Annotated in this window: 11 protein-coding genes and 3 pseudogenes; 12 read left to right on the top strand and 2 right to left on the bottom strand. The window is 68.0% G+C overall.

Translation table 11 applies throughout. The annotated features are described in order from the left end of the window. Window positions 1–56: 56 nt before the first annotated feature. The 4 genes from ASG92_RS08105 (at window position 57) to ASG92_RS08090 (ending at window position 3,762) form a co-directional block, all read left to right on the top strand. On the top strand, window positions 57–767 hold the full coding sequence (locus ASG92_RS08105) for a hypothetical protein (RefSeq protein WP_056626680.1): 711 nt from the start codon (window positions 57–59) through the stop codon (window positions 765–767). A 280-nt stretch (window positions 768–1,047) separates the two neighbouring features. Next, a complete protein-coding gene (locus ASG92_RS08100) occupies window positions 1,048–1,842 on the top strand; it encodes a glycoside hydrolase family 16 protein (protein ID WP_056626678.1) in 795 nt (264 codons plus the stop codon). A gap of 301 nt (window positions 1,843–2,143) precedes the next feature. After that, a complete protein-coding gene (locus tag ASG92_RS08095) occupies window positions 2,144–2,761 on the top strand; it encodes a uracil-DNA glycosylase (protein WP_056626676.1) in 618 nt (205 codons plus the stop codon). Window positions 2,762–2,820: 59 nt separating this feature from the next. After that, the gene (locus tag ASG92_RS08090) at window positions 2,821–3,762 is read left to right on the top strand and encodes a hypothetical protein (RefSeq protein ID WP_056626674.1); all 942 of its coding nucleotides are present in this window, start codon (window positions 2,821–2,823) and stop codon (window positions 3,760–3,762) included. 22 nt (window positions 3,763–3,784) lie between these two features. On the opposite strand, the gene ASG92_RS08085 is transcribed toward ASG92_RS08090, so the two are convergent. Both ASG92_RS08085 and ASG92_RS08080 read right to left on the bottom strand, forming a co-directional pair. Beyond that, a complete protein-coding gene (locus ASG92_RS08085) occupies window positions 3,785–5,029 on the bottom strand; it encodes a HipA domain-containing protein (protein WP_056626673.1) in 1,245 nt (414 codons plus the stop codon). Continuing rightward, the gene (locus tag ASG92_RS08080; RefSeq protein ID WP_082579378.1) at window positions 5,026–5,352 is read right to left on the bottom strand and encodes a helix-turn-helix transcriptional regulator; all 327 of its coding nucleotides are present in this window, start codon (window positions 5,350–5,352) and stop codon (window positions 5,026–5,028) included. The genes ASG92_RS08085 and ASG92_RS08080 overlap by 4 nt, the downstream gene beginning before the upstream one ends. A gap of 218 nt (window positions 5,353–5,570) precedes the next feature. Here ASG92_RS08080 and ASG92_RS08075 point away from each other — a divergent pair, with 218 nt between their 5' ends. The 8 genes and pseudogenes from ASG92_RS08075 to ASG92_RS08045 all read left to right on the top strand — a co-directional run. Then, window positions 5,571–6,314 carry a phosphatase PAP2 family protein gene (locus tag ASG92_RS08075; RefSeq protein WP_240987050.1) on the top strand — a complete coding sequence of 248 codons (744 nt, stop codon included), beginning with the start codon at window positions 5,571–5,573 and terminating at the stop codon, window positions 6,312–6,314. A 69-nt stretch (window positions 6,315–6,383) separates the two neighbouring features. Beyond that, on the top strand, window positions 6,384–7,055 hold the full coding sequence (locus ASG92_RS08070; RefSeq protein ID WP_056626671.1) for a response regulator transcription factor: 672 nt from the start codon (window positions 6,384–6,386) through the stop codon (window positions 7,053–7,055). Next, window positions 7,052–8,023, top strand: coding sequence for a HAMP domain-containing sensor histidine kinase (locus ASG92_RS08065; RefSeq protein ID WP_056626669.1), 972 nt, complete (start codon window positions 7,052–7,054; stop codon window positions 8,021–8,023). The genes ASG92_RS08070 and ASG92_RS08065 overlap by 4 nt, the downstream gene beginning before the upstream one ends. A 114-nt stretch (window positions 8,024–8,137) precedes the next feature. After that, the gene (locus tag ASG92_RS08060; RefSeq protein ID WP_056626667.1) at window positions 8,138–8,851 is read left to right on the top strand and encodes a FadR/GntR family transcriptional regulator; all 714 of its coding nucleotides are present in this window, start codon (window positions 8,138–8,140) and stop codon (window positions 8,849–8,851) included. Between the two features lie 31 nt (window positions 8,852–8,882). Next, window positions 8,883–9,962, top strand: coding sequence for an asparaginase (locus ASG92_RS08055; RefSeq protein ID WP_056626665.1), 1,080 nt, complete (start codon window positions 8,883–8,885; stop codon window positions 9,960–9,962). A 183-nt stretch (window positions 9,963–10,145) separates the two neighbouring features. Beyond that, window positions 10,146–11,289, top strand: a pseudogene (locus ASG92_RS08050) (aspartate ammonia-lyase); the annotation flags it as partial. Window position 11,290: 1 nt separating this feature from the next. Beyond that, window positions 11,291–11,751: pseudogene (gene aspA, locus ASG92_RS27195) on the top strand (aspartate ammonia-lyase); the annotation flags it as partial. 256 nt (window positions 11,752–12,007) lie between these two features. Beyond that, window positions 12,008–12,208 (top strand): annotated as a pseudogene (locus tag ASG92_RS08045) (L-asparagine permease); the annotation flags it as partial.

Here is a 12,208-nt window from a genome sequence, read left to right as displayed (position 1 = left end):
TCATTCAACAAGTGAATCATTTTAGTTATGACGTAATTCATCGGAAAGAAGCGATCATGACTGACCTGTCCCCACACCACACCTCTTCGGCAACGCGATCCGGCGGCCCCAACCCGGGCATCCTGGCGGCAGTGAGTCTGGGACTCACGATCGGCGGCTTGCTCAGCAGTGCGATGCTCTCTGGCGGCCAGACCTTTGTCTCGCCGTTCTCGCCTGCCGGTCAGGTCGCGGCATATTTTCGCGGGAACCCCGATGCGGTGCGGCTCGCCAGCCTGTTCCAATTCGGTTCAGCGGTGCCGCTGGGTATCTACGCGGCCACCGTCTACGCCCGGCAGCTCCGGCTTGGCGTGCGCGTCCCCGGGCCCGCTATCGGTTTCTTCGGCGGCATCACCGCCGCGATATTCCTCATGCTCTCGGCCGCGCTGGGGTGGGTCCTGAGCCGCCCGGAAATCACCACCGACCTGACGCTGACCCACGCGCTGTCGTTTCTCGCGTTCATCACCGGCGGCGTCGCCTATGTGGTCGGCATGGGGCTTCTCGTGGCCGGAATCGCCGTCCCGGCCCTTGTCCTGCGCTTCGTGCCGCGTTGGCTGGCCTGGGCCGGCCTCATCATCGCTGCCATTTCCGAGCTGAGCTTCCTCTCGCTGGCCCTCGAACCGCTCCAGTACCTGCTGCCCATCGGGCGGTTCGGCGGACTCCTCTGGCTGGTCGCGGTCGGATTCCTGTTGCCGCGGAGCCGGGCCGCAGCTAACCGTCAGGAACCTTGAGGCTCCGCCCTCCCCTGCGGCGAGCCCGGCCCCGACACGGTCAGGCCGCCAGCGGTTTTTGGCCGTGCGGACGCAGTTGGCCGGTGGGTGACAGGTGCCGGTTACTGGATTTGGCGCACAGAGATTGCTGACTTTGGTGCCCGGCTTTCCCGTGGCCTGCAGGCGAGGCGCAGCCTTTCCGGGATCATTTTTGAACGGGCGTCCTTCTGTCCGGCTCCGGGCCCACGATCCGGTGACAACATCCGGACGGAGGAGGAAAATACAGGGCAGAGGAGAGCTCATGCTTTTGAAGCGAAAGCTGCCCGCGGCAGCCATTGCCGCGGCAGTGTTGACCCTGGCCGTAGGAAACCTCACCGTACGCCCAACCGAGCCCGCGCAGATTCCGGCGCTGCACCCGGAACTCGCCGTGATCGCGGCCCCCAACGGCCTCCAGGCCGCAGTCCTGCGGGGATGGGGCCCGGTGGTGGCGGGTGACGAGTTTTCCTACACGGGGGCGCCCAACCCCCGAAAATGGAAGGTCTACGACGGCGCCGGCCACGCGGGCAAAGGAATCCGCAGCCCGAAGGCGTGGAAAGTCGCCAACGGAGTGGCCACCGTCAGCGGAACCGCATACGGCACCACGGGAGGGATGGGGGCAAAATTCGCCCTGCAAAAATACGGCCGATGGGAAACACGGATGAGAACCAGTGTGCGGGACCCGAAGTATCACCCCGTGCTGCTCCTGTGGCCCAACGGCAACACCTCCCCAAACTGTGCGGAGGTCGACTACGCCGAATCTCTCACCGACACCACCCTGATCAAGTTCGCCCTGCACTACGCGTGCGCCGGACCGCGGAGTTATCAGACCCGGGCTGAACGGAAAATCGACACCACCCAGTGGCACAACTACGCCGTGCAGTGGACCCCGACCGGCATCACCGGATACATTGACGGCGCCCTATGGTTCACGGACACCAACCGGGCACACCTGCCGCCGGTCGGAATGCACCAAACCCTCCAACTCGACTGGTTCCCGACCGGAAAGCCCACCAAACCAAGTTGGATGCAGGTCGACTGGGTCCGCGTATACCGATGACGCCAGCGATGCCTGCCCGTCCCGGTGAGATCGGCTGGGCAGAAGTTCGCCGAAATGTAGCGCGCGACGGAAAGATTACCGAAGGCCGGGAGCTCTACGAAGACACCGCCCGGGGGGACGCCTTCTGGGCGTAACCCCAGACCAGGAGGCCCAGCCGTTCCCTCAGAGAACGCGCTGGGTCCTCCCCAGGCCCGTGTCCCGGGTTGCTCGTTAACATCCGCACCTGCCCGCCCACCGCGCCAAAAGCGTACAGTGGAACAAGACGCCTGATTCTGGACGCCGTGCTGCTGAGGGAGAGATCGTGACGATTGACTGGGACGAAAAAAAGGCCCTGCTACAGGAACCGAACATCGCGGCGGTGACGCAGCTTTGCGACGAACTCATGGAAAAGAAGCCGGGATCCACCGTCCCCTACATCGACCCCGTCCATGACGAGGACGAATGCAGGATCGTCAGCCTCCACGTGAGCCCTGGCAAGGGCACCGAATCCGGGTTCGTCTCCCATTTCAACGACGACGAGGCCGCCCGCCGGGCCACCCAGATCTATGAACTCGCCGAACTTGACCCCCGCTACGTCATGCCCTGGAACGCGTACCCCTGGGTGCGGGATCCGGACATGCCGTCGGCCCTGAACGTCCAGGAAAAAACGGACGGCCTGCGCCCCTTCCGCCAGTTCCTGAAAATCAACAGACGCGTCTCGGCCGTCATCGCCCACGGCACAGACGCCGCCACCTTCCTTACGCTTTTCGAGAAGACCTACCACTCCTCGTTGAAGAACAGCGGCATCAAAATCTACAAGGCCAGCGCGCTCGGCGGGCGGGCCTTTGCTGTTTCCGAGGCCAAGCAGGAGGAACTCCTCACCAAGAGCGTCGACATCTACAAAGACGCCATGCAGCGGGCAGGCATCCAGCACCTGTAGATCCGGCTCAGCCCGAAAACGCCACTCCATTGCGGCCCGCACGGATGCTAGCTTGAGGAATGGACGTGCTCGGCTGGCTGCTCGACTCTGACCCTTCGATCCGCTGGCAGGTCCTGCGCGACCTCACCGACGCCCCGGCGGAGGACGTGCACGCCGAGCGGGCCCGGGTGGCCACCGAAGGCTGGGGCGCCCGGCTTCTCGCGCTGCAAGGCGACGACGGACAGTGGGACGGGGGCACGTTCTTCCCGTCGCCGTACGATAACTCCGAGAACGGCCAGCCCTGGACGGCCACGACGTTCACCCTGCTGCTCCTGCGCGAGTTCGGGCTCGAGCCCCAAAGTAACGAGGCCCGCCGCTCGGTCAAACTCGTCCGCGAGAACAGCCGCTGGGAAGAGGGCGGTCAGCCGTTCTTCGAAGGCGAAGTGGAGCCATGCATCAACGGCAAGGCCGTGGCCATTGGAGCCTACTTCGGCGAAAACGTCGACAGCGTGGTCGCGCGGCTGCTCGGCGAACAGCTCGCGGACGGCGGCTGGAACTGCGAGGCGGAACAGGGCTCAACCCGGTCATCCTTCGCCACCACGATCAACGTGCTCGAAGGCCTGCTGGAACATGAACGCGCCAATGGCGGGACGCCGGCATCGATCGCCGCCCGCCAACGCGGCGAGGAGTACCTGCTCGAGCGCGCACTCCTCCGGCGCAAGAGCACCGGCGAGCTGATCAACGCGGACTGGCTGCACTTCTCGTACCCGACACGGTGGTTCTACGACGTCCTCCGCGGCCTGGACTACTTCCGGGACGCCGGCGGCGCCCCGGACCAACGCCTCGCCGAAGCGATCGGGGTGCTGCGCTCGAAACGGCAACCCGACGGCACCTGGCTGCTGGAAAACACCCATCCCGGACGGATCCACTTCGCCCTGGAGGACGGCGATGGATACCCGAGCAGGTGGAACACCCTCAGGGCACTGCGCGTGCTCAAGTGGAACGAGCGTCCGCAGCCGTGAAGGTCGGTATGAGTCCGAGCAGTCACCCTTCCAGCAGCCTCCGCCGGTGTTTGAGTTCCTTGACCCATGCCCGGGTGACCATGTCCGGGAAGGGCGAGGCGCCGCCGTCGTGCGCTGACGCGAACGCCGTGCCCGCCTCCAGGTCCGCGAGCAGCGGGCCGGCCGCTTTCATGGCCAGCTCCACCACCTGCGTGGCCGTACGTTCCGTCAGTCCGAGATCCCTGGCCCAGCCCAGGAAATGCCTCCGCGAGATGCCGCTCCGCTTGCCTCCGAGCGTCAGGGCGAGCGTTTTGTCGCCGTAGACCACTGTGGAGGGGATGTCGTACACGGGCGCGATGGACCACTCCTCCGACGGCTGCTGCACCATGGACACGTTCTTGGCATGCAGGTCCCCGTTGCCGCTCAGCCATGCGAAAGCCACCTGGATCGCGAGGTTTCGCAGGGCCGGCAGCGGCGCCGCGCAGTACTCCGCGAGCGCCGTGCACACGGTCCCGAACCCCACGTTGTACTTGTCCGCCGGGTACAGCTTCAGCACCTGCGCGCCGTCCTCGACGGCGAGGCGCTGCACGGCGTCCGGCCCACCCGCCGCTGCAGGCAGGCCCGCCAGCGGCACCCGGTCGAAGCGCTCCACGAGCAGCCCCGGCCGGCCGGCCACGTCCCGCATCAGCTGCACCCGGCTCAGCGGAATCCGCAGCTTCGCCGCATACCGGAACATGATGAGCTCGTTCTCCACCACGTGCGGAAACTCCGGCGCGTTGAGCTTGAGGATGAACCGCCGGCCGGCGCTGGCCACGGGCATGGAGATCATCCCGGCGGACAGCTTGTCCTGCACGCCCGCCAGTGCCACCGGATCGATCAGGCCCGAGTCCCCCAGCAGTTCGTCGAAGTCCACCGGTTTCCGCGGATCCACCTCCACGGCGTGCTCCTCGGGATCCAGCGGCTCGCCGTGCCCCACGATCTGCACGTCCCCCACCGGGTTCCCGCCCGCGGCGATGAGCAGGGACAGGTCGTCGTCGGCGCTGGTCTTGATGGACCGGCGCAATGCGTTCAGCCGGCGGCCCTCCGGCAGCAGCCCGGTGAAGTACGGCGGGGCGGCGCCTGCCGCGGACAGCACCGGCTCCGGGGTCAGCGGCAGGGAACTCGCGACGGCGGGCCTGCCCGACTGCAGGTAGCCCGGCAGGTAACTGAACTTCGTGCCGCCGTCGTGCCGTTCCAGCCGCGCGGCAAGCACGCCCCGTTTGTAGATGTCGGCGACGCGGTGCCTCATGGCCGGGCGCTTCTTTCGGAGGCGGCGTCCGACGCCGGCACGTCCGACGGGCTGCCGTCCGATGAGCTGACGTCCGACGGCGGCTGACGCACCAGAGCGCGCGCCGCTGCCCGGGACCTTGTACTGAGCTGCAGTTCGAGGCCGAGCGTTTCCAGGACCGCCAGCAGCGAGTCCAGCTGCACACTCGGTTTGCCCTGCTCCACGAAGCGGACAAACCGCTCGGAGACGCCGGCCATGTCGGCGACGTCCTGCTGGCTCAAGCGCAGGGCGGCCCTGCGCGCACGGACTTCATCGGCAAGGTGGTCAGCGAAAGCAGTGGCCATGCCTGGACTCCCCAATAGGAACGAACGTACCGAAATGAGCTCAGAATCAGTCTAGTCTGCTCCATATGGAGCAGACAAGGGGATTTCGGTACGAACGTACCGCCTCACGCCGCAGACGGGAACGCACGGCACCCAGGTTCTTAGAAACTTCTTAGCAGCCCCCTTCCAGACTGGATCGAGGCACCATGCCACACCAGCACATCAGGGAGACGTAACTCGTGAGCAGCACAGAACTATCCGAAGTCCTCACGGCGGCGCGCACGCGGATGGCCACCCTCCCGCAGCTGCGCCACTGGATCGTGGTGCCGCTTGCCTCCGCCGCGCTGATCGCGGCCGCCGGCCTCGGCCTCGGATCGGCGCCCGCCGTCACGGCGGTGGACTTGTCCGTCGATGCGGCATTGAGCCACGAACATTCCGCACCGCTGACGGCAATCGCCCTGTTCATCAACGCGGTGTTCAGCCCGGCTGGCGGCGTGCTGATGATCGCCGCAGTGAGCCTGTTCCTACTGATCGTCCGCCGGAGCCCGGTGAATGCCATGGCCACCGGGCTGGTCGCTGCGGCCGCGTGGGTCAGCTGCGAGCTGTTCAAGATGGTGGTGGCCCGCCACCGGCCGGACGCGAGCGCACTCTTCGACCCCCTGATCCAGGAGCCGGGAACCGACAGCTTTCCCAGCGGACACACCTCCCTTGCCGTTGCCCTGGCTATCGCGGCGTTCCTGCTCGCCCGGGGCACGCGCTGGCAGTGGCCGGCACTGGCGGGCGGCGCCGTCGCGGCCGTTGCGGTGGCCCTGTCCCGCCTGTATCTGGGCGTCCACTACCCAACTGACGTGGCGGCGTCGTTCCTCACATCGCTGACCGGTGCGGCCTTCACCACCGGATTGTGGAACACCTATGGACTGGCAGCACTGGCCAGGCTCCCGCTGCTGGCCCGCCTGGGTCCGGTCCCGGCCCCTGGCTCCTGAGGACCCCGCCAGCCAGTAACCCTGCTCCCCACGCATGCGGAGCCGCCGGAGTTGGCAGAATGGACGGTAATGGACGCGAACCCCAAGAAGCGCGTGCTGCTGGTGGAGGACGACCGGCAGCTCGGTCCCCTCATCGTTGACCTCATCGGTGATGACTTCGACGTGACCCTCGCCCGGGACGGGCAGCAGGGCCTGCACCTTGGCCTGTCGCAGGAATGGGACGTGCTGGTGGTGGACCGGGGACTGCCGCTCCTGGACGGCGCCGCGCTCGTCACGGCGCTCCGGGGCAAGGGCGTCAGCACGCCCGTGCTGATCCTCACCGCACTGGGCACGGTCCAGGACAGAGTGGACGGGCTCGACGCCGGCGCCAATGACTACCTCGTGAAGCCGTTCGACGCCGATGAGCTCGCCGCCCGGCTCCGCGCCCTGACGCGCACCTATGCGCCGGCCCCGCAGACGGTGACGCTCGGGGACTGGACGTACGACGCCGGGTCGCGGCTCCTGCTGTCGCCCTACGGCCACCGCGTGGCACTTTCCCCCAAGGAGGGGGCGCTGCTCACGGCGCTGGCCGCCGAACCGGAACGGGTGTTCTCCCGTGCTGAGCTGCTTGCGAAGGTGTTCAGCGACGGCGACCAGCCCGGCGCCGTCGACACCTACGTGCACTACGTGCGCCGGAAGGCGGGCCGGGACGTCATCCGCACCGTTCACGGCACCGGCTACCAGTTGGGAGAACCGTCATGACCCCGTCCGACGCCGACCGGCGGATCCTGCGCGCCGCTGAGCGCAAGGTCAGCACCCAGATCGCCCTCGTGTGTGCCGCGGCCCTTGCCGTGGTGATCGGGGCCCTGGTCCTGTTCGCACTGTTCCGGTCCCAACCGGCGGAGCTCGCCGAGCACCCCGCGGGCACCGGCCGGATCTACATTGACGAGGCGGACGCGCTGCTGGCCCTGATCCTCGGCGGCGCCCTGGCGGTGGTTCTGGCTGCTGCGGCAGGACTCGTCAGCGCCCGGAGCGCGGTGAAACCGCTGGGCGAGGCCCTGGCGGCGCAGCGGCGCTTCGTGCAGGACGCCAGCCACGAACTGCGCACTCCGCTGGCCATTCTGGATGCCCGGCTGCAGCTCGCCCAGCGCAAGGCGGGGCCGGACAGCGCCGCCACGCCCACGCTCGCACGCCTCCGCGAGGACAGTGCCGGGCTGGCGGAACTCGTGGACGATCTGCTGCTGATGTCCGCGGCCACCGCCGGAGAAACAGCCGAACCGGTCAACGCCACCGCCCTTGTTGCGGAAGTGGCGGATGACCTCAGGCTCCTCGCCAGCACTGCGACCGTCCGGCTGGACTACTCCGCCACAGGCGAGGCGCAGGTACGTGTTCCCGCGCACCTGCTGCGGCGCATGGTGACCGCCTTGCTAGATAACGCCGTCTCGCATACCCCGCAGTCCGGCCAGATCGGGATATCCGTCGACACTGCGGGCCGCACCGTGCGGATCAGCGTCCGGGACACCGGCCCGGGCATCACCGGCATCTCACCGGACCGCGTCTTCGACCGGTTTGCCCGCGGCTTGCCTGCGGACCATGAGGCAGCCCGGCAGGGCTACGGGATCGGCCTGGCACTGGTCAAGGATGCTGCCCTGCGCCACGGCGGGAACGTAAGGGTTGCCGGCACAGGGCCGGACGGAACCTCGCTCTGCCTCGAGTTGCCCGCGGCATAGGTCCCTGGTGCGGCCGGTTCGCGCGGCCCTCGGGTGGCTCCGCCGCGTCCCCGAACGGGCTTCTCACCGCCTACCCAGTTGACATCACCGTGTGACCCGTGCCATATTTCTAGGGTGAACCTGTCAGACAGCCGGACAGCCGGACAGCAAAGCGGAGGAGCCACTCCGCTTGCCCGCCTCAGCGCCGCCGAGGCTGTCTTCAACGCCATCCGCGGCGACATCGAAAGCGGCCGGGTGGCCGTGGGCGCCAAGCTCAACTCCGAGGCAGCGCTGGCCCAGCAGTACGGCGTCAGCCGCTCGGTGATCCGCGAGGCCCTCCGGTCCTGCACCGCCCTCGGCCTGACCGTGACCCGCACCGGCCGCGGCACGTTCGTCGTCGCCGACCACGTGGCCAATGACCTCGTGCTCGGCCAGTTCTCCGCCCGTGACCTGACCGAGGCGCGGCCGCACATCGAAGTCCCCGCCGCAGGACTCGCCGCCGAGCGCCGGACCGCCGAGGACCTGGACATCCTCCGTGCGATGGTGGCCTCCATGTCCGGGGAAACCGATCCCGAAGCCTGGGTGGTGCTCGATGCCGGCTTCCATGCCGCCATTGCCCGGGCGAGCGGCAACAAGGTCTTCGAAAGCGTCGTGGCGGACATCCGTGACGCCCTGACCCACCAGTCCGAAACCCTGAACCTGGTGACCGACCGCCAGCACGCCTCCGACGTCGAACACCAGCGCATCCTCGATGCGATCGAAGCGGGATCCGCCGCAGACGCCAGTGCCGCCATGAGCGCTCACCTCCGCGCAGTGGGCGACGCCCTCGACTCCATCCTCAGCCAGTAACCGCCCAGCCAGATAACAGCCCAAGGACTCCATGCTCTCCCCTGCCTTGCCCGTCCATGCCCACGCCCGGGACCACACAGCCCCGGACCCCACGGCCACCGGCTTCCCGGCCCTGCCCCGGCACGCCGCACTGGCAGTCCAGACCCGCGACGGCCTCGTGGAAAGCATCCACTACGGCTCGCTCATCGCCACCGCGCCCGACGGCGGCATCCTGCTTTCCGCCGGGGAGCCGCTGGCGGCGTTCTATCCGCGCTCCTCGCTCAAGCCCCTGCAGGCCGTGGCCATGGTCCGGGCGGGGCTCGACCTCCCCGCCGATCTCCTGGCCCTCACCGCCGCGAGCCACTCCGGAGCCGCCGAGCACCGCGACGGCGCCCTCCGCATCCTCCAGCTCCACGGGCTCACGGCATCGGCCCTGGAAAACAGCACGGACCTCCCCTACGGCGTCCCCGAGCGCGAAGAATGGCTGCGCGAGGGCGGGCTCCCCACCCGGATCACCCAGAACTGCTCCGGCAAGCACGCCGCCATGGCCGCCACGTGCGTCATCAACGGCTGGCCGGTGCGAGGCTACCTCGACCCCGGGCACCCGCTGCAGGAGCTCGTGGCGCGGACCGTGGCGGAGCTGACCGGCGAGGAACCGTCCGGCACCAGCACCGACGGCTGCGGCACCCCGTTGTTCGCCCTGACCCTCGCCGGCATGGCCCGCGCCTTCGGCCGCCTCGCCGCCGCGGAACTTCCGGACGGCGCGTCCGCCCGGGAGAGTCCGGAAGCCGCCGTCGCGCATGCCATGCGGAACCATCCGGAGATGGTGGCGGGCGAAGGCCGCGACGTCACCGACCTCATGCGCCTCATGCCGGGCCTGCTCGCGAAGGACGGTTTTGAGGGCATCCAGCTGGTGGGCCTGACGGACGGCCGCGCCGTTGCGGTCAAGATTTCCGACGGCGGCGACCGCGCCCGCATGCCCGTCACGGTGCGTGCGCTGGAAGCGCTCGACGTCGACACCGCCCCGCTCGCGGGCATCGCCACCGGCGCTGTCCTCGGCGGCGGCATGCCGGTGGGCCTGCTGCAGGCCGCAGATTTTTCCTCCCTTGTCCCTGCCAACGACGCCAAATAAGGACTGCACCCATGACCGAAACCCAGACCCTCCCGGACGTCCGGTCCGAGCACGATCTCCTCGGCGACCGGGACGTTCCCGCGGCCGCCTACTGGGGCGTGCACACCCTCCGCGCCGTGGAAAACTTCCCCATNACGATGGATCCGAAGCTGGGCAGCGCCGAGGCAAATAAGGACTGCACCCATGACCGAAACCCAGACCCTCCCGGACGTCCGGTCCGAGCACGATCTCCTCGGCGACCGGGACGTTCCCGCGGCCGCCTACTGGGGCGTGCACACCCTCCGCGCCGTGGAAAACTTCCCCATCACCGGCCAGCCGCTCTCCACCAACATGCACCTGGTCCGSGGCCTSGCCGCGGTGAAACTCGCCGCCGCCCGCACCAACCTCGAACTCGGRCTCCTGGACGCCGARCGCGCCGCCGCCATCGAAGCCGCCTGCACCGACATCCTGAACGGGCACCTCGGCGAGCAGTTCGTCGTGGACGTCATCCAGGGCGGCGCCGGAACCTCCTCGAACATGAACGCCAACGAGGTCATCGCCAACCGCGCCCTGGAAATCCTCGGCCACCCCAAAGGCGACTACGCCCGCMTGCACCCCAACGACCACGTCAACCTCAGCCAGTCCACCAACGACGTCTACCCCACCGCGGTCAAACTCGGCACCATCTTCGCCGCCCGCGAACTSCTCGCCGCCCTGGCCGAACTCGAAGACGCCTTCGCCGCCAAAGCCGCCGAATTCCGCACCGTSGTCAAAATGGGCCGCACCCAGCTCCAGGACGCCGTRCCCATGACCCTGGGCCAGGAATTCGGCACCTACGCCATCACCATCGGCGAGGACCGGCTCCGGCTCGCCGAAGCGGACCTGCTSATCCACGAAATCAACCTCGGCGCCACCGCCATCGGCACCGGCCTGAACGCCCCTCCCGGCTACGCCGCCACCGCCTGCCGGCACCTGGCCGARATCACCGGCCTGCCCCTGGTCACCGCCGTCGACCTGATCGAGGCMACCCAGGACGTCGGCGCCTTCGTGCACCTCTCCGGCGTGCTCAAACGCGTCGCCGTSAAGCTCTCCAAGATCTGCAACGACCTGCGCCTGCTGTCCTCCGGCCCGCGCGCCGGCTTCGGCGAGATCAACCTCCCCGCCGTCCAGTCCGGATCCTCCATCATGCCCGGCAAGATCAACCCGGTCATCCCGGAAGTCGTCAGCCAGGTCGCCTACGAAGTCATCGGCAACGACGTCACCATCACCATGGCCGCCGAAGCCGGACAGCTCCAGCTCAACGCCTTCGAACCCATCATCGTCCACAGCCTCCACAAGAGCATCTCCCNCGCCGTTGAGGTTGATGTTGATCATCATGCCCGGCAAGATCAACCCCGTCATCCCGGAAGTCGTCAGCCAGGTCGCCTACGAAGTCATCGGCAACGACGTCACCATCACCATGGCCGCCGAAGCCGGACAGCTCCAGCTCAACGCCTTCGAACCCATCATCGTCCACAGCCTCCACAAGAGCATCTCCCACCTCGAAGCCGCCTGCCGCACCCTCACSGCACGCTGCGTCCGCGGCATCACCGCCAACACCGAACACCTCCGCCTCACCGTGGAACAATCCATCGGCCTGGTCACCGCCCTGAACCCCCACCTCGGCTACGCCACCGCCACCGCCATCGCCCAGGAAGCCCTCGCCACCGGCCGCGGCGTCGCCGAACTCGTCCTCGAACACGGCCTCCTCACCACCGAACAACTCCAGGAACTCCTCAGCCCCGAACGCCTGGCCAACCTCAGCAAATAAGCCCCACCACCGGTCGAGCCCGCCGGTTGTTTCCGCCCAGGACGCCGAAGAAGATGAACGTCCAGACGGCACCNGCCGAACTCGTCCTCGAACACGGCCTCCTCACCACCGAACAACTCCAGGAACTCCTCAGCCCCGAACGCCTGGCCAACCTCAGCAAATAAGCCCCACCGGTTGAGCCCGCCGAAACCAGATCCCCAACGCTCGACCAGCCACCACCGCTGTTCCCCCGAACCCGGAAACCAAAGGATCCCCCATGTCCAATCCCCAGCAGGGCACCGCGACCCAGACGGCCATCACGGACCACACGGTCCCGGCCCAGGCGCACGCCACCGAATCCCTCCTTCACGCGGAAGACAAGGGCTACCACAAGAGCCTGAAACCGCGGCAGATCCAAATGATCGCGATCGGCGGCGCCATCGGCACCGGCCTGTTCCTCGGCGCCGGCGGCCGGCTC

The organism is Arthrobacter sp. Soil736 (genome assembly GCF_001428005.1).
In the GTDB taxonomy this organism is placed as follows: domain Bacteria; phylum Actinomycetota; class Actinomycetes; order Actinomycetales; family Micrococcaceae; genus Arthrobacter.
The sequence above is the reverse complement of the archived record's forward strand: the minus strand, read 5'-3'. Positions and strand labels throughout refer to the sequence as shown.